The 15690-nt window shown below is 67.5% G+C and carries 18 protein-coding genes and 1 pseudogene; 7 read left to right on the top strand and 12 right to left on the bottom strand.

What is annotated here, in order from left to right:
• Positions 1-162 precede the first annotated feature (162 nt).
• Entirely contained in the window at positions 163-1044 is an 882-nt protein-coding gene (locus tag MT490_RS09710; RefSeq protein WP_297386572.1) for an AraC family transcriptional regulator, read from the top strand.
• Between the two features lie 146 nt (positions 1045-1190).
• Here MT490_RS09710 and MT490_RS09705 read toward each other — a convergent pair whose 3' ends face one another.
• On the bottom strand, positions 1191-1661 hold the full coding sequence (locus tag MT490_RS09705) for a VOC family protein (RefSeq protein WP_297386569.1): 471 nt from the start codon (positions 1659-1661) through the stop codon (positions 1191-1193).
• A gap of 112 nt (positions 1662-1773) precedes the next feature.
• Here MT490_RS09705 and purL point away from each other — a divergent pair, with 112 nt between their 5' ends.
• The 6 genes from purL to bfr all read left to right on the top strand — a co-directional run bounded on the left by purL (position 1774) and on the right by bfr (position 7290).
• Positions 1774-3993, top strand: a complete 2220-nt coding sequence (gene purL, locus MT490_RS09700; RefSeq protein ID WP_297386566.1) for a phosphoribosylformylglycinamidine synthase subunit PurL — start codon at positions 1774-1776, stop codon at positions 3991-3993.
• A gap of 94 nt (positions 3994-4087) precedes the next feature.
• Positions 4088-4507: a DUF3052 family protein gene (locus MT490_RS09695; protein WP_297386564.1), complete on the top strand. Its 420-nt coding sequence runs from the start codon at positions 4088-4090 to the stop codon at positions 4505-4507.
• Between the two features lie 48 nt (positions 4508-4555).
• Complete coding sequence (locus MT490_RS09690) at positions 4556-5230, top strand: nitroreductase family protein (protein ID WP_297386561.1); 675 nt, start codon at positions 4556-4558, stop codon at positions 5228-5230.
• A 9-nt stretch (positions 5231-5239) separates the two neighbouring features.
• Entirely contained in the window at positions 5240-6469 is a 1230-nt protein-coding gene (locus MT490_RS09685) for a DUF418 domain-containing protein (protein ID WP_297386558.1), read from the top strand.
• Positions 6470-6545: 76 nt separating this feature from the next.
• Positions 6546-6716 (top strand): (2Fe-2S)-binding protein, encoded by a 171-nt coding sequence (locus MT490_RS09680; protein WP_297386555.1) that lies wholly within the window; start codon positions 6546-6548, stop codon positions 6714-6716.
• Between the two features lie 91 nt (positions 6717-6807).
• Complete coding sequence (gene bfr / locus MT490_RS09675; RefSeq protein WP_297386552.1) at positions 6808-7290, top strand: bacterioferritin; 483 nt, start codon at positions 6808-6810, stop codon at positions 7288-7290.
• Between the two features lie 127 nt (positions 7291-7417).
• Here the strand turns inward: bfr and MT490_RS09670 are convergent, their stop codons facing one another.
• The 11 genes and pseudogenes from MT490_RS09670 to MT490_RS09620 all read right to left on the bottom strand — a co-directional run.
• The gene (locus MT490_RS09670; protein ID WP_297386575.1) at positions 7418-7837 is read right to left on the bottom strand and encodes an Hpt domain-containing protein; all 420 of its coding nucleotides are present in this window, start codon (positions 7835-7837) and stop codon (positions 7418-7420) included.
• A 243-nt stretch (positions 7838-8080) separates the two neighbouring features.
• On the bottom strand, positions 8081-9457 hold the full coding sequence (gene der, locus MT490_RS09665) for a ribosome biogenesis GTPase Der (protein WP_297386549.1): 1377 nt from the start codon (positions 9455-9457) through the stop codon (positions 8081-8083).
• Positions 9458-9624: 167 nt separating this feature from the next.
• On the bottom strand, positions 9625-10947 hold the full coding sequence (locus MT490_RS09660; RefSeq protein WP_297386546.1) for a PQQ-like beta-propeller repeat protein: 1323 nt from the start codon (positions 10945-10947) through the stop codon (positions 9625-9627).
• On the bottom strand, positions 10944-11654 hold the full coding sequence (locus MT490_RS09655) for a tetratricopeptide repeat protein (protein WP_297386543.1): 711 nt from the start codon (positions 11652-11654) through the stop codon (positions 10944-10946). Before MT490_RS09655 ends, MT490_RS09660 begins: the two co-directional genes overlap by 4 nt.
• A 76-nt stretch (positions 11655-11730) precedes the next feature.
• Positions 11731-12588, bottom strand: coding sequence for a 3-methyl-2-oxobutanoate hydroxymethyltransferase (panB, locus tag MT490_RS09650; RefSeq protein ID WP_297386540.1), 858 nt, complete (start codon positions 12586-12588; stop codon positions 11731-11733).
• A gap of 52 nt (positions 12589-12640) precedes the next feature.
• Positions 12641-13081 carry a hypothetical protein gene (locus MT490_RS09645; RefSeq protein ID WP_297386537.1) on the bottom strand — a complete coding sequence of 147 codons (441 nt, stop codon included), beginning with the start codon at positions 13079-13081 and terminating at the stop codon, positions 12641-12643.
• A 217-nt stretch (positions 13082-13298) separates the two neighbouring features.
• A complete protein-coding gene (locus MT490_RS09640) occupies positions 13299-13646 on the bottom strand; it encodes an ArsC family reductase (protein ID WP_297386533.1) in 348 nt (115 codons plus the stop codon).
• Positions 13643-14071, bottom strand: coding sequence for a GNAT family acetyltransferase (locus MT490_RS09635; protein ID WP_297386530.1), 429 nt, complete (start codon positions 14069-14071; stop codon positions 13643-13645). The genes MT490_RS09640 and MT490_RS09635 overlap by 4 nt, the downstream gene beginning before the upstream one ends.
• A complete protein-coding gene (locus MT490_RS09630; RefSeq protein WP_297386525.1) occupies positions 14056-14748 on the bottom strand; it encodes a hypothetical protein in 693 nt (230 codons plus the stop codon). Before MT490_RS09630 ends, MT490_RS09635 begins: the two co-directional genes overlap by 16 nt.
• Before the next feature lie 40 nt (positions 14749-14788).
• Positions 14789-15184, bottom strand: a complete 396-nt coding sequence (locus MT490_RS09625; RefSeq protein ID WP_297386522.1) for a RidA family protein — start codon at positions 15182-15184, stop codon at positions 14789-14791.
• Positions 15185-15243: 59 nt separating this feature from the next.
• Positions 15244-15690: pseudogene (locus MT490_RS09620) on the bottom strand (GMP synthase (glutamine-hydrolyzing)); the annotation flags it as partial.

Below are 15690 nucleotides of genomic sequence, written 5' to 3'. Positions count from 1 at the left end.
GGGGGAGGACGCACGACGGCTTGTTAGTCGCGTACCTCCCCCTCCGTCGCCTTCGGCGACACCTCCCCCTGGCGGGGGAGGATATCCAAAGATCCGCAAGATCGGTCAGGCGCCGCGCTCCGACCATAGCTACACCGCACCTGCCCAACAAAAGGTGCAGCAGTGACGACCGAAGCCGAACGACGCTATCTCGCCCGTTTCCAGCGCGTGCTCGACCATGTCGACGCGAACCTGGACGGCGATCTCGGCGTCGAGACGCTCGCATCGGTCGCCGCCTTCTCGCCTTTCCACTTCCATCGCCAGTTCGCCGAGCTCACCGGCGTCACGCTCCATCGCTATGTCCAGCTCGCGCGGCTGAAGCGCGCTTCGTTCGCCCTCGCCTTTCGCGACGCGCCGGTCACGGAGATCGCGCTCGCCAGTGGCTATGGCGGATCGGAGGCGTTCGCGCGCGCCTTTCGGCAGCGACTGGGGCAGACGCCGAGCGACTTCCGGCGATCGCCCGACTGGGAAGCCTGGGCCGCGGCGATCGCGCCGCTCGACCACGCAAGGAGCATCCCCATGACCATCGCCTTCACCCACGCCGACGTCCGGATCGTCGACTTTCCCGAAACCCGCGTCGCCCTTCTGGCGCATCGCGGCGACTCCACGCGGATAAGCGACACCGTCCGCGCCTTCATCGCGTGGCGGCGCGAAACCGGGCTGCACCCGTCGAAGAGCCGGACCTTCAACCTGCTCCACAACGATCCCGAGACCGTGCCGCCCGAGGATTTCCGGATGGACGTCGCGGCGAGCACCGACGCTTCGATCGCCGACAATGCGGCCGGCGTGGTCGCGGATCGCATCCCGGCGGGGCGCTGCGCCACGGTGCGGATGACCGGATCGAGCGACAATCTCGCGCCCGCGGTGCATTTCCTCTACGCGGAATGGCTCCCCGGCAGCGGCGAAGAGCTGCGCGACTATCCGATCTTCGCCGAGCGCGTGCGCTTCTTCCCGGATGTGCCGGAGAACGAGGCGGTGACGGACGTCTTCCTGCCGCTGCGCTGAGCGAGGCGGGGGACCCTATCCCAAGTCCCGTCATCCCCGCGAAAGCGGGGACCCATCTCCCAGACCATCCACAAACGCACCGGTGCATTTTGTCATTCGTGCAGGAGATGGGTCCTCGCCTTCGCGGGGATGACGAAGGAAAGGAATTACCCCGCCTGCGGCTCCATCTCCGCCATCCGCCGCTCCATCTCCTCGGGCGCGACGTCCTCGACATGCGTGGCGACGATCCAGCGATGGCCGAAGGGGTCGACGAAGGTCCCCGAACGGTCGCCGTAGAACTGGTCCTCGACCTGGCGTTCGGCCGTTCCGCCAGCCGCCGTCGCGCGGGCGAACGCCGCGTCGACATCGGGCAGATAGACCATGATGCCCGAACCGAGCCCCTTGCCGCCGATGCTCTTGGGGCTGAGATAGCCCATGTCCGGATGCTCGTCGGACAGCATGATGTGCGAATCGCCGATGGCGAGCTCGGCATGGCCGATCTTGCCGTCCTTATCCATGCGCATGACTTCGGTGGCGCCGAACACCTCGACATAGAAATCGATCGCCGCCGCGCCGTCGTCGACGACCAGATAGGGAATCACGCTGCGATAGCCCTCGGGAACCGGATTGACGCTCATCGCTTCTCTCCTGTCTTGGGAAGACGCGACCATACACCCAAAACGACCGCACGGCGCGGCTTTTCGATCCACCCCTAGCCCCCGCCCCGCTCCGCCGCTAAGGGCTGCGCGCATGACCCAGATCACGCCCGAGATCGTCGCCGAGCACGGCCTGAGCCCCGAGGAATATGCGCGCGTCCTGCACGCGATGGGCCGCGAGCCCAATCTGACCGAGCTCGGCATCTTCTCGGTGATGTGGTCCGAGCATTGCAGCTACAAGTCGAGCCGCATCCACCTGAAGAAGCTCCCCACCACTGGCCCGCAGGTGATCTGCGGCCCCGGCGAGAATGCCGGCGTGGTCGATATCGGCGACGGCCAGGCGGCGATCTTCAAGATGGAGAGCCACAACCACCCGAGCTACATCGAGCCCTATCAGGGCGCGGCGACGGGCGTGGGCGGCATATTGCGCGACGTGTTCACCATGGGCGCGCGGCCGGTGGCCAACATGAACGCATTGCGCTTCGGCCGGCCCGACCATCCCAAGATGCGCCACCTGATCGCGGGCGTGGTCCATGGCATCGGCGGCTACGGCAATTGCGTCGGCGTGCCGACCGTGGGCGGCGAAGTGAACTTCCACCCGGCCTATGACGGCAACATCCTTGTCAACGCGATGACCGTCGGCGTCGCCGACACGACCAAGATCTTCTATTCGGCCGCGAGCGGGGTCGGCAATCCGATCGTCTATGTCGGCTCGAAGACCGGCCGCGACGGCATCCACGGCGCGACCATGGCGAGCGCGGACTTCGGCGAGGATTCGGAGGAGAAGCGCCCCACCGTCCAGGTCGGCGACCCCTTCACCGAGAAGCTCCTGATCGAGGCGTGCCTCGAGCTGATGGCCTCGGACGCGATCGTCGCGATCCAGGACATGGGCGCCGCGGGCCTGACCAGCTCCTCGGTCGAGATGGCGTCGAAGGGCGGCGTCGGCATCGAGCTGATCATGGACGACGTGCCGCAGCGCGAGACCGGCATGACGCCCTACGAGATGATGTTGAGCGAGAGCCAGGAGCGGATGCTCATGGTCCTCAAGCCCGGCCGCGAGGCGTTCGCCGAGGCGATCTTCCGCAAGTGGGAGCTCGACTTCGCGGTGATCGGCCATGTCACCGACACCGGCCGGATGGTGCTCAAGTGGAAGGGCGACGTCGTCGCCGACATCCCGCTGGCGCCGCTCGCCGACGAGGCGCCGCTCTACGATCGCGCGCACGTGCCGACGCCCAAGCGCGCGCCGCTCACCGATGTGCCCGAGAGCAGCGATCCGGCGGCCGACCTGATCAAGCTGATGGGCTCGCCCGACATCGCCAGCCGCCGCTGGATCTGGGAGCAGTACGACCACATGGTCGGCGCCGACACGGTGCAGCGCCCGGGCGGCGACGCCGCGGTGGTCCGCGTCCACGGCACGCAGAAGGGGCTCGCGATCACCACCGATTGCACCCCGCGCTATTGCTTCGCCGATCCGGTCGAAGGCGGCCGCCAGGCGGTGGCCGAGGCATGGCGCAACCTGACCTCGGTTGGTGCCAATCCGCTCGCGGTGACCAACTGCCTCAACTTCGCCAACCCGCAGCGCCCCGAGATCATGGGCCAGATCGTCGGCTGCCTGGAGGGCATGAGCGAGGCGTGCATCGCGCTCGACTTCCCGATCGTCTCGGGCAACGTCTCGCTCTACAACGAGTCCAAGGCCACCGGCGGCGGCTCGGCGATCCTGCCCACGCCGGCGATCGGCGGGCTTGGGCTGCTCCAGGACTGGTCGCAGAGCTGCACGATCGCCTTCAAGGGCGTCGGCGACACCATCCTCACGATAGGCGAGCGCGGCGGCGATCTCGGCCAGTCGATCTGGCTGCGCGAAGTGCATGGTCGCGAGGACGGCCCACCGCCCCCGGTCGATCTCGCCGCCGAGCGCCGCACCGGCGACTTCATCCGCGAACAGATCGCCAAGGGCGCGATCACCGCGTGCCATGACGTCTCGGACGGCGGGCTCGCCGTGGCGGTCGCCGAGATGGCGCTGGCCTCGGGGATCGGCGCGCTGCTCAACGAGCCCCAGCCCTTCGGCATCGCCGGCTCGCTGTTCGGCGAGGACCAGGGGCTCTACGTCGTCACCGTCTGCGATTCGTGCCTCGCCGACTTCATGGTCGCCGCACACAAGGCCGACGTCCCCGCCGACCATCTCGGCCGGACGATCAAGGAGCGGATCATCTTCGAGCTCGACGAAGGCGACTGGACGGTGAGCCTCGCCGATCTGCGCGCCGCGCACGAAGGCTTCTTCCCCACGCTGATGGGCGAGGACGCCGCGCTGGCGTAATTTTCTAGCCCCTCCCCTGAAGGGGAGGGGCTTTTCATTAACCCCTTCCCTGCCCGCCGATTGCGTCTAAGCTGCGCTCTCGGAGGCCACGCCGATGACCGCAGGCTATTCAGGGACGCCGCTCGCCGACAAGCTCGGGCTCAAGCGCGGCATGCGCTGCTGGTTCCACAACATGCCCGAGAGTGTGCGCGACGCGATCGATCCGGCCGCCGCGCAGGTCGAGGAGCAGCCCACCGCGTCCGACGGGCTCCAATATGCGCATCTCTTCGTCACCGCGCGCGACAGGCTCGAACGCGAGCTCCACGCGCTGCGGCCCTTGATGGCGACCAACGGTTTCATCTGGGTCTCCTGGCCCAAGAAAGCGGCCCGGACGGACACCGATGTGACCGAGAATGTGATCCGCGAAATCGCGCTTCCCACCGGCCTCGTCGACATCAAGGTATGCGCCGTCGATGAGACATGGTCCGGCCTCAAGCTCGTGATTCGCAAGGAAAATCGTTCCGGGACTGCTTAGGGAAACAGCTGACTGGCTTTTCCCATCGGATTGTGCACCATCCGGAATATGCCCAAGGTTGATGCGCTGCCGTGGCAGCCATATCCCATATTGTCCGATGCCGAGCGCATCGCCCGCGCAACGGCGTTCAGCGAGACCATGAAGTCGCGCCGCAGCTGCCGCGCGTTCAGCGAGGAGCCGGTGCCGCGCGAAGTGATCGAGGCTGGGCTGACCGCGGCGGGATCGGCGCCGAGCGGCGCCAATCGCCAGCCCTGGCACTTCGCCGTCGTCTCCTCGACCGAAGCCAAATGCGCGATTCGCATCGCCGTCGAGGAGGAGGAGCGCGCCTTCTACGATGGCCGCGCCGGCAGCGAATGGCTCGATGCGCTGTGGCCGCTCGGCACCGGGGCCGACAAGCCCTATCTCGAGATGGCGCCCTGGCTGATCGTCGTCTTCGCCCAGCGCCGCGGCGGGACGGATCCCGACGATCTGAAGCAGAATTACTATGTCACCGAGAGCGTGGGCCTCGCCTGCGGGCTGCTGCTGGCGGCGCTCCACCAGGCGGGCGTGGCGACCCTGGTGCATACCGCCAACCCGATGCGCTTCCTCAACCGGGTGTGCCGCCGCCCCGATCACGAGAAGCCGGTCATGGTGATCGTCGCGGGCTATCCCGGCGCCGATGCCAGCATCCCGGCGCACGCGCTCGAGAAGAAGTCGCTGGAGCAGATCGCGACCTGGCTGTAGCCGTCGCCGATGCCGGCAGCCCCGACCGTAGAAGCGTCGCACGCGACGACCGCCCGATTCGCTTCGCTCGACCTGGTCCGCGGCGTCGCGGTGCTCGGCATCCTGCTGCTCAATGTGGTGAGCTTCGGGATGCCCGAGGCGGCCTATATGAACCCGCGTGCCTATGGCGGCTGGCACGGCGCGGACCTTGTCGCCTGGCTCGTCAATTTCGTGCTGTTCGACGGCAGGATGCGCGGGCTCTTCTCGTTCCTGTTCGGGGCGTCGATGCTGCTGGTGATCGAGCGCGCGGAGGCCAAAGGCGAAAACGCAGCTTCGGTGCATTACCGGCGGATGGGCTGGCTGCTCGCCTTCGGGCTCGCGCATCTCTGGCTGGTCTGGAAGGGCGACATCCTCTCGCATTATGCGCTGATGGGAATGCTCGCTTATGGGCTGCGCGGACTGACGACCGGGAAGCTGCTCGCGCTGGGCGGGACGCTGATCGCCGCGACCACCCTGCTCTTCGCCGCGATGCCGGCGGCAGTCCATCACGCGCAGAATCTGGCCGCGCTCACCCAGGCGATGGGCGTACCCCCCGCGGCGGAGATCGCCCGCGAGATCGCCCTGCACCGCGGCGGCTATGGCGAGATCCTGCGCGCCCGCTTCGCCGAGCATGCCGCGATGCCGCTGGCGATGCTCTGGGTCTACGGCCCCGAGACATTGGCCTATATGCTGTTCGGTATGGCCGGGCTCAGGAGCGGCATGCTGCGCGGCGAATGGCCCCGCGCCCGCTATCGGCGCTGGCTGCTCGTCTGCTGGGGCATCACGCTCCCGGCCTATGTCGCGCTGGCGGCCTATCTGGTGCTGGCGCAGTTCAGCCTGTTCTCGGTGGCCTTGGCGGCCTGGGCGCTGCCCGTGCCGCTGCGCCCGCCGATGATCGCCGGCTGGGCGTGCCTGATCCTGCTCCTCGCCCGGCCGGGCGGCGCCCTGACCGACCGGCTCGCCGCCGCCGGTCGCATGGCGTTCACCAACTATCTCGCGACCAGCCTGATCTGCACCACCTTGTTCTACGGCTATGGCCTGGGCTGGTTCGGCCATCTCTCGCGCTGGCAGCTCTACCCCATGGTGGCGGCGCTCTGGACGGCGATGCTGCTCTGGTCGAAACCCTGGCTCGCCCGCTTCCGATTCGGGCCGTTCGAGTGGCTGTGGCGCAGCCTCGCGCGCGGACGGTGGCAAGAGCTGCGCGGCGCGGCCTCCGTATAACTGCGAATGCTTCGCAATACCCTTGCGAATCGGTCTCAATAGCCGTACATCCCAGCTATCGAGGCGTGAGGGTCAGATGGTCGTCTGCGTTTGCAATGCAATCCGGGAAAACGATGTGCGCGCGGCAGCCCGCGAAGGCGCGACCAGCGCGTGCCAGGCCTATCGTGCGCTCGGACGCAGCGCGAAGTGCGGCCAGTGCGTCCCTTTCGCGCGTGAGATCATCAACGAAGAACGTGCGGCTGCGTAGCGTTCGCAACTAGAAAAACCGCGGATTTCTGCGGTTTTCTGCGCCTTCTTTTAGCGCTATGGCATCCCTGTAAAGCATAGGGATGACGGCCATGAAGGGCGACGCAAAGGTCCTCGAATATCTGAACGAGGTGCTCAAGAACGAGCTCACCGCGATCAACCAATATTGGCTGCATTACCGGCTGCTCGACAATTGGGGCGTCAGGAAGCTCGCCGAGCTCGAGCGCCACGAATCGATCGACGAGATGAAGCACGCCGACAAGCTGGCGGAGCGCATCCTGTTCCTCGAGGGGCTTCCCAACTTCCAACTGCTCGGCCGGCTGCGCATCGGCGAGACCGTCGAGGAGATCCTCCGCGCCGACCTCGCGGTCGAAGTCGAGGCGATCGCGGTGCTCAAGGAAGCGATCCCGCATTGCGAGGCGGTGCGCGATTTCGTCACCCGCGACCTGCTCACCCATATCCTCGAGAGCGAGGAAGAGCATGTCGACACGCTCGAGCGCCAGTTCGACATGATCGCGCGCATGGGGCTGGAAAATTACATCCAGCTCAACAGCAAGGCCGAAGAGGCGAGCTAGTCACGGTAGCGCACCCAACCGTTCGTGCTGAGCTTGTCGAAGCACCGTTCTTCTTTTGCGAGCGGTGGAGGAAGAAGGGCTGCCCTTCGACAAGCTCAGGGCGAACGGAGTGCTTCCCGGGTTCGTCCTACAGAACCGGCCTGCGCCCAAAGGCGGCGGGCTTGCGCGCCACCAGTGGATTGGCCTCGCGCTCGAGCATGTCGAGCGTGGTCTCGAACAGCGGGCGCAGCTTGACCACGTGCTCGAGCGCCTCGGTCGGCGTCTCGCGGCGCTCGATGCAGCCGCGCGCGATCATCTCGATCGTCTCGGCGACCTCGGACAGCGGATCCGCGCCGAACTGGCGCGATTCGCCCTTCAGCGTGTGCGCCGGGATCACCATCGCGGTGGCGTTGTGGCTGCGCATCGCATCCTCGATGCGATCCACCGATTTGATGCCGTCCTCGCGGAAATAGCCGAGGATGCGCACGAAGTTCGCGCCCAGCTCCGAGCGCGCCTGCTGGAAGCTTTCCCAGTTCACCAGCGGATCATTGCCGATCGTCACGTCGATACCCCACAGCGTACCCCCCGACGGTACGCCGGAGGATGATAGTTCAGGAATGTAAACAGGGCGTTGACGGATGATGCCGGGAGGTTTCCGGAGCGGCATCGCGTCCCGTTCAAAATCCTCCCCCGCCAGGGGGAGGTGGCATGCGAAGCATGACGGAGGGAGCGGAAGCACGACGGCCAATGGGTCGCTTACCTCCCCCTCCGTCGCCTTTGGCGACACCTCCCCCTGGCGGGGGAGGATTTGCTACTCCCCCTTCGCGCGATCGAACGGGTTCTTCGGCGCGCGCAGGCTGAGCCGGACGGGCACCGCGCCGAAATCGAACTCCTTGCGCAGGCCGTTGATCAGATAGCGCTGGTAGCTCACCGGGAGCAGGTCGACGCGCGTGCCGAACAGCACGAAGCTGGGCGGGCGGGTCTTGTTCTGGGTGACGTAGCGCGGCTTGATCCGCTTGCCGCCGGGCGCGGGCGGCGGATTGGCTTCGATCGCGCGCTCGAACCAGCGGTTGAGCTGGCCGGTCGAGACGCGGCGCGACCAGGCCTCGCGCGTCTCGAAAGCGACCCGCATCAGCACGTCGAGCCCCTTGCCGGTCGCCGCCGAGACGGTGAGCAGCGGCACGCCCTTGACCTGCGCCAGCCCCTCGTCGAGCGCGCCCTTGACGCCGTTGAACAGGCTGGAGGCGTTCTCGGCCACGTCCCATTTGTTGAGCGCGATGACGAGTGCGCGGCCTTCCTGGAGCACGCGGTCGGCGATCTTGAGGTCCTGCACCTCGAGTCCGCGCGTCGCATCGAGCAGCAGCACGACCACCTCGGCGAAATCGACCGCGCGCATCGCGTCCATCACCGAGAGCTTTTCGAGCTTCTCCTCGACGCGGGCGCGCTTGCGCATACCCGCGGTATCGATCAGGCGGACCGGCCGGAGATTGCCTTCCGCGTCCGGCCATTCCCAGTCGATCGCAATCGAATCGCGGGTGATACCCGCCTCGGGACCGGTGATCATCCGGTCCTCGCCGAGCAGCCTGTTGACGAGCGTCGACTTGCCGGCGTTCGGGCGGCCGACGATCGCCAGCTTGAGCCGCGCATCGGGCGAATCCGCGTCGTCGGCTTCTTCCTCTTCGTCCTCGTCGCGCTCGACATGCGGCAGCAGCGCCTCGAACAGATCGGCGACGCCCTCGCCATGCTCGGCCGAGAAGGGGATCGGATCGCCGAGCCCCAGCGCCATCGCCTCGATCACGCCGGCCTCGCCTGCCCTGCCCTCGGCCTTGTTGGCCATCAGCACGACCGGGCGATCGGTGCTGCGCAGCCAGCGGGCGATCTCCTCGTCGAGCGGAGTCACGCCCGCGCGCGCATCGATCAGGAACAGCGAGACATCGGCGTCGCGCACCGCGGCCTCGGTTTGCGCGCGCATCCGGCCCGGGAGCGTCGCGACGTCCTCGTCCTCGTAACCGGCGGTATCCATCACTCGGAATTCGAGCCCGAGCAGGTTGGCATCGCCCTCGCGGCGATCGCGTGTCACGCCGGGCTGGTCGTCGACCAGGGCGAGCCGCTTGCCGACGAGCCGGTTGAACAGCGTCGACTTGCCGACATTCGGGCGTCCGATGATGGCGACGATGGGAAGGGGCATTCTTTTCTCACTCCCCTCCCTGCTTGCAGGGAGGGGCTGGGGGTGGGTGCGCGCGTCTGCGCGCCTAATAGACTCAACGGGCGGCATAAACAAAGTGACGGGCGGGGCATCGAGCCCCGCCCGTCACTACCCACCCCTAGCCCCTCCCTAAAAGGGAGGGGAAGTTCTTACCGATACGCCGACAACCGGCCCTTGTCGTCGAGCACATAGAGCGTGTTGTTCGCCACCGTGAGCGGAAGCGAGATCGATTCCTTGGTGTCCATGGTCGAAGTCACGCTGCCGTCGGTCGGCGAGGCGAAGACGATCTCGCCGCGGCTGTTGCCGAGCACGAGGCGGCCGCCGGCGAGCACCGGGCCGACCCAGGAGATCGGGTTCTTCGACTTCTTCTCGTTCTCGTAGCGGCGCAGCTGCGAGATCCAGCGGATCTTGCCGGTGCCGCGCGCGATCGCGATCAGCCGGGCATCGTCGGTGACGACGAACAGCCATTCGCCCACGGCCCAGGGCGTCGAGATGCCGGCGATGGTCTGCTCCCAGAGCGGGTTGCCGCTGGCGATGTCCATCGCGACCATGCGGCCGCCCTGCCCGATCGCATAGACGCGGCCCTGGTCGATCACCGGCTCGGCATCGATGTCCGAGAGCGACGAGACCGAAGTCGACATCGACGTGCGCGAGAGCACCACGTCCCACAGCGAGCGGCCATTCTCGTAGCGATAGGCGTTGAGCTCGCCCGACGAGAAGCCGGCGACCACGGTGCCCTGCGCCGAGGCCGGCGCGGCGACGCCGAACACGCCCTGCGATTCGAGGCTCGCCGAGACCGTCCAGGCGACCTCGCCGCTATCCTGGTTGAGCGCGAAGAGCTGGTTGTCCTGCGTGACCACATAGGTCTGGCCGTTGGCGAGCGTCGGCGCGCCGCGCAGCGGGCCGCCCGGGCGCTTGCGCCAGATCACCGCGCCGTCGGCCACATTGAGCGCGACCACGTCGCCCAGCCCGTTGCTGGCGAAGGCGCGCTCGCCCTCGACGCTGACGCCGCCGCCGAAGCGGGCGCCCTTGTTCTCGTCGTCCTTGGCGGTGCTGGCGCGCCACAATTCGGCGCCGGTATCCGCCGCCAGCGCGTGGACGACGCCGTCGGTGTCGATCACGAAGAGCTTGTTCTCGGACACGACCGGAGAAGCGGCGAGCCGCTCCTTCTTGGACGGCTTGGCGATGTCCTTCGACCAGACCCGCGCCGGCGCGGCGCCGAGGGCGAGATGCCCCATCGACTTGGCGGCGTTGCCGCCGGGCTGGCGCCAGCCGTCGTTCGCCGCCGCTTCGGGGAGCAGCACCTCGACTCCGGCGAGCGACTTGTCGGCGACGACGTCGCTCTCCGAGACCAGGATCGGCACGCGCTCGCCGAGCACGGGGGTCTTCTTGCCGCCGCCTTTGAAGATCCCGCAGCCGCTCACCATCGCGAGCGCCGCGAGAGCGGCAGTCACCCTCACCTTGTTGTTCATTGAGCCTTGGTATCCTTCGACTGATCGATGGCGTCGACACCGAGTACGCCGGCCAGCTGAACCGCGCGTTGACGGATCGATTCGGGCACCTTCTCGCCGCCCTGCGCAATCTGTCCGTAGAGCCTGCCTGCCTCGGCGCGGTTGCCCGCCTTGAGATAGGCCGCGGCGACGAGCTCGCCCGCGGTGCCGAGCCACGGCGAATTGGGATTCACCAGCCCCTTCAGGCGATCGATCACGACCTGCGGCTTGAGGCTGTCATATTCGGCGACCGTCTGGCGGATCAGCGCGAGGTCGCGATAGGGCTGCTCGATCTTCGTATTGTTCGCCACTTCGGCGAACTTCGCGGCGGCGCCCTTGGCGTCGTTCTTCTGAAGCAGCAGATTGCCCTCGGCCAGCCGCGCCATCGCGGCATAGCCTTCGCCGCTGGTGCCGGCGACCTTGTTCAATTCGGGCAGCGCCTTGTCGGCCTGCCCCTGCTCGACCAGCCGCATCGCGGCGTCATATTGCTCGCCCTGCTGGCCCGCGCTGCGGTCATTATGGTGCTGCCAATAGAGCCAGCCGCCCAGCGCGGCCAGCAGCAGCACGACGCCGCCGATGATCCAGCGCCCATAGTCGCGGAAGAGGTTCATCGCCTGCTCGCGGCGATATTCCTCGTCGACCTCGCGCAGAAAGGCCTCGTCAGTGGTGCCGGAAGGAGGAAGCGCCAAAATTGACTCCATGGGTGTGCTGCGGGCGCGGACCTTAGCCGCGGGCACCGCCTGAGGGAAGCGTGCTGCTAGCCCTTCAGCCGCGCGCCGGATAGACCTGTTCGGCACCCGGGAAGTCCCGCGCCCGGACTTCGGCGGCATAGGTCTCAACCGCGGCGGAAATGCGGCCGGCAAGGTCGTCGTAGCGCTTCACGAAGCGCGGCGTGCGCTCGAACAGGCCGAGCATGTCCTCGGTCACCAGCACCTGCCCGTCGCACTCAGCCGACGCCCCGATGCCGATGACGGGCACGGGCACCGCGGCGGTGATCTCGTTGGCGAGCCCCTCGACCACGCCCTCGGCGACCATCCCGAACGCGCCGGCATCGGCGATCGCGCGCGCATCGTCGAGGATCTGGGCATGCTCGGCATTGCTGCGCCCGCGCGCGCCGTAACCGCCGAGCGCGTTCACCGCCTGGGGCGTCAGGCCGATATGCCCCATCACGGGAATGCCGCGCCGCGTGAGGAACTCCACAACTGGCGCCATCGCGGTGCCGCCCTCGAGCTTCACCCCCGCCGCACCGGTCTCGGCGAGCACGCGCGCGGCCGATTCGAAGGCACGCTCGGGGCTCGCCTCGTAGCTGCCGAAGGGCAGGTCGACGATCACCACCGAATGCCAGCTGCCGCGCACCACCGCGGCGCCGTGCGCGATCATCATGTCGAGCGTCACCGGCAGCGTCGAGGGCAGGCCGTAGATCACCTGCCCCAGGCTGTCGCCGACGAGCAGCACGTCGCAGTGCGGATCGAGCAGCTGCGCCATCCGCGTGGTGTAGGCCGTCAGCATCACCACCGGATCCTTGCCCTTGCGGTCGCGGATCGCGGGGACGGTGAGCCGCTTCATCGGCGACGGCGTCGGGTTGGCGCGGCTGGTGCCGGTATCGAGCGTGTAGGTGGACATGGGCCTGCTCTAGCGCCGCGACGGCGCGGGCGCCAGCGACGGCGCCTTCAGCTCAGCCGAGCCAACCGCGCCGCTGGGCGTACCCCGCGAACCAGATCTGGAAGATCGCAACCACCGCGATGAAGATCGGGAATCCGGTGGCGACCGCGACGCCCTTGTGCGCGATGATCTCGGTGGCGGCGAAGATATAGCCGAACTGGACGACCACTGCGATCAGCGAGGCGATGTAGAGCGGCCGGGCGAATTTCGAGCGCAGCAGCAGCGCGATCGAGCCCAGCAGGCCCGCGCCCACCGCCACCGCGTAGACGAAATTGAGCCAGCCCGGCAGCGACGCATAGAAGGCGCGGTCCCAGTCGGTCGCCTTGGGATCGATGTCGGGGCCATAAGCAAGGTGCGCGTAGAAGGACGCGCAGCCCGCCAGTCCCCAGAGCACGAGCAATACCGCCACAATCGTGAACCAGCCGGCGGGCTTCTGCCGAAGATAGGTCGCCACGCATCCCTCCCGTGCCTGTATTTTCTGCGCACGGAACGTAACGGAAATCAAACGAACCTGCTAGGTGAGGAAATCATTTCCAAATCCGTCACCCCCGCGAAAGCGGGGGCCCAACTCCCGACCTGTCCACGAACGCGCCGGTGCGTTTGCTGCTCGCCCAGGAGATGGGTCCCCGCTTTCGCGGGGATGACGAAGGGGGGCCCGGCGGCAGTGATACTCAGAGCAAGGCGCGGGCGTAGCGTTCGGGCGCGAAACCGATCAGCACGCTGCCGGGAAATTCGAGCACCGGGCGCTTGATCATCGAGGGCTGGGCCAGCATCAACGCCGTCGCCTTGTCCGCGTCGAGGCCTTGCTTGCCGGCCTCGGGAAGCTTGCGGAAGGTCGTCCCGGCGCGGTTGAGCACCGTCTCCCAGCCGTGCATCTCGATCCAACGCGCCAGCCGGGCGCCGTCGATGCCGGCGGTCTTATAGTCGTGGAAATCATAGGCGATCGCATGCTCGTCGAGCCAGGCGCGCGCCTTCTTTATCGTGTCGCAATTCTTGATGCCGTACATGGTGACGGTCATGCGTCGTCCTTCAAAAAGCGGCCCAGCGTGACGACCTTCTGCCGCTCCAGCCCGAGCCTTTCGTAGAAGCCGATTGCTTCATGATTGTCCTCGCGGACCATCAATTGGATCTTGGGCGCGCCGCGCGCGCGAAGCCAGTCCTCGGCGGCCGCCATCAGCGCGCGCCCGAGCCCGCCCCGGCGCGCTCCGGGCGAAACCGCGAGATAATAGACCCAGCCGCGATGCCCGTCGAATCCGACCATCACGCTGCCTTCGACCCCGTCGGCGCCGCGCGCGACGAGCACGACGGAACTCGTGCCCCCGGCCGCCAGCGCGAAGTCCGCTTCGGGGTCGTTCCACGGCCGCGTGAGCCCGCAGGCGCGCCACAGCGCCGTCACCGCGGCGGCATCCTCCGCGCGCGCCGCCTCGATCAGCGGGCGATGCACGTCACGCCGGCCCAGAGGCTGGTGATCTCGCCGCCCGGTCCGCGCGCGCTGAGCAGGCCGGACATGCCGCCGGCGCCGAACTCGATCCCGAGCGTCGAATCCTCCATGGTCACGGGCCCCGCGGCTTCGAGCTGCTTCCGCGTCGAGCCCACGCCGATCTCCGCCGCAGTGGCGAAACGGCCGCCCTCGCGTCCGTCCAGGTCCCATCCGGCGAATTTGCCGTCCTGGAAATAGAGGCCGAGCCCTTCGCCGAAGTTCGCGAACGACAGCACCCCGGCACCGCATTCCTGATCGTCGCCTTCCTCGACCGGATTGCCGAGCGCCGCGGCGATCATCCGTGTCGCGTCCGCACGCGGCATGCCGAAGGCGACATGGCGCGCCGCCCCATCGGGAAGCACGACGCTGAGCCCGTCCGGCGCGAGGTTGACCGCGGGGCCGGCCTCCTCCGCGGCATTGGCGGCGTTCGCCTCGATCGGCGCGGGGCTGGGCATGATCAGTTCGTCGGCATTGCCCTCGAAGGTGATCGAGCGGCTCCCGCCTGGCTCCGCACCGGGTCCGCCGCAGCCGGCGAGCAGGAGAACGGCGGCGGCGAGCGCAGCCTGCCCGCCGCGACCGCCTGCTGCGCCCGGCGATGCGGCAGCGCGCCTTTTCCGCGTCACCTCCGTGCGAGTGTTCAAAAGGCGCCTCCGGCAATCGGGAGGACGTGGCAAATATCGGTCAATCGATCACCGCGATCGCGTCGACCTCGATCAGATAGTCGGGGGACAGGCTCGTCACGCCAAGCACCACGTCGGCCGGCTTGTGATCTCCGAACAGCCCTATTCGAGCATTTTCGATGATCGGCAGGCATGCATCGCGATCATAGTCGACGACATAGATCGTGATCCTGGTGACCTGCGCAGGTGCCGCACCGGCAGCGGCAAGTGCCCGGCCGAGATTGGCAAACACCTGGCGCGCCTGAGTCGCAAGGTCGCCGCGGCCGACCAGCTTGCCATCCAGATCCTCGGGCTCCTGGCCCGAGATGAACACCAGCTTGCTGCCCGTCGCAACGACGACCTGGCTGTACGTCTGCGGAACGGGCAGATCCGTGGGATTGATGCATTGAAGCGCCATGTATCGGATCTCCTGTGCGGTCCTCTACCGGTATTCCGGCGACGTTCGGATGGGCCGGATCACTCCCACTCGATCGTGCCCGGCGGCTTCGAGGTATAGTCATAGGTCACGCGGTTGATGCCGCGGACCTCGTTGACGATCCGGGTCGCGACGCGCGGCAGGAAGTCGCCCGGAAACTGGAAGGCGACCGCGGTCATCCCGTCGGTCGAGGTCACCGCACGCAGCGCCAGCACATAGTCGTAGGTGCGGTAATCGCCCATCACTCCGACGGTCCGCACCGGCAGCAAAACCGCGAAGGCCTGCCAGATCGCGTCGTAGAGCCCGGCGTTGCGGATCTCCTCGAGATAGATCGCGTCGGCCTTGCGCAGGATGTCGCAGCGTTCCTTGCTGACTTCGCCGGGGATGCGGATCGCGAGGCCCGGTCCGGGGAACGGATGGCGGCCGACGAAGATGTCGGGCAGCCCCAGCTCGCGGCCGAGCGCGCGGACCTCGTCCTTGAACAATTC

Origin of the sequence: Sphingomonas sp., assembly GCF_026460985.1 — a bacterium.
Classification (GTDB): Bacteria; Pseudomonadota; Alphaproteobacteria; order Sphingomonadales; family Sphingomonadaceae; genus Sphingomonas.
The sequence above is the reverse complement of the archived record's forward strand: the minus strand, read 5'-3'. Positions and strand labels throughout refer to the sequence as shown.

What these genes read in the sequence shown, in the direction of transcription:
- der (WP_297386549.1), bottom strand. Translation starts at nt 9,457, where the DNA reads ATGCCCCTTCCCATCGTCGCCATCATCGGACGCCCGAATGTCGGCAAG.
- MT490_RS09625 (WP_297386522.1), bottom strand. Translation starts at nt 15,184, where the DNA reads ATGGCGCTTCAATGCATCAATCCCACGGATCTGCCCGTTCCGCAGACG.
- purL (WP_297386566.1), top strand. Translation starts at nt 1,774, where the DNA reads ATGACCCAGATCACGCCCGAGATCGTCGCCGAGCACGGCCTGAGCCCC.
- MT490_RS09685 (WP_297386558.1), top strand. Translation starts at nt 5,240, where the DNA reads ATGCCGGCAGCCCCGACCGTAGAAGCGTCGCACGCGACGACCGCCCGA.
- panB (WP_297386540.1), bottom strand. Translation starts at nt 12,588, where the DNA reads ATGTCCACCTACACGCTCGATACCGGCACCAGCCGCGCCAACCCGACG.
- bfr (WP_297386552.1), top strand. Translation starts at nt 6,808, where the DNA reads ATGAAGGGCGACGCAAAGGTCCTCGAATATCTGAACGAGGTGCTCAAG.
- MT490_RS09690 (WP_297386561.1), top strand. Translation starts at nt 4,556, where the DNA reads ATGCCCAAGGTTGATGCGCTGCCGTGGCAGCCATATCCCATATTGTCC.
- MT490_RS09680 (WP_297386555.1), top strand. Translation starts at nt 6,546, where the DNA reads ATGGTCGTCTGCGTTTGCAATGCAATCCGGGAAAACGATGTGCGCGCG.
- MT490_RS09695 (WP_297386564.1), top strand. Translation starts at nt 4,088, where the DNA reads ATGACCGCAGGCTATTCAGGGACGCCGCTCGCCGACAAGCTCGGGCTC.
- MT490_RS09705 (WP_297386569.1), bottom strand. Translation starts at nt 1,661, where the DNA reads ATGAGCGTCAATCCGGTTCCCGAGGGCTATCGCAGCGTGATTCCCTAT.
- MT490_RS09640 (WP_297386533.1), bottom strand. Translation starts at nt 13,646, where the DNA reads ATGACCGTCACCATGTACGGCATCAAGAATTGCGACACGATAAAGAAG.
- MT490_RS09660 (WP_297386546.1), bottom strand. Translation starts at nt 10,947, where the DNA reads ATGAACAACAAGGTGAGGGTGACTGCCGCTCTCGCGGCGCTCGCGATG.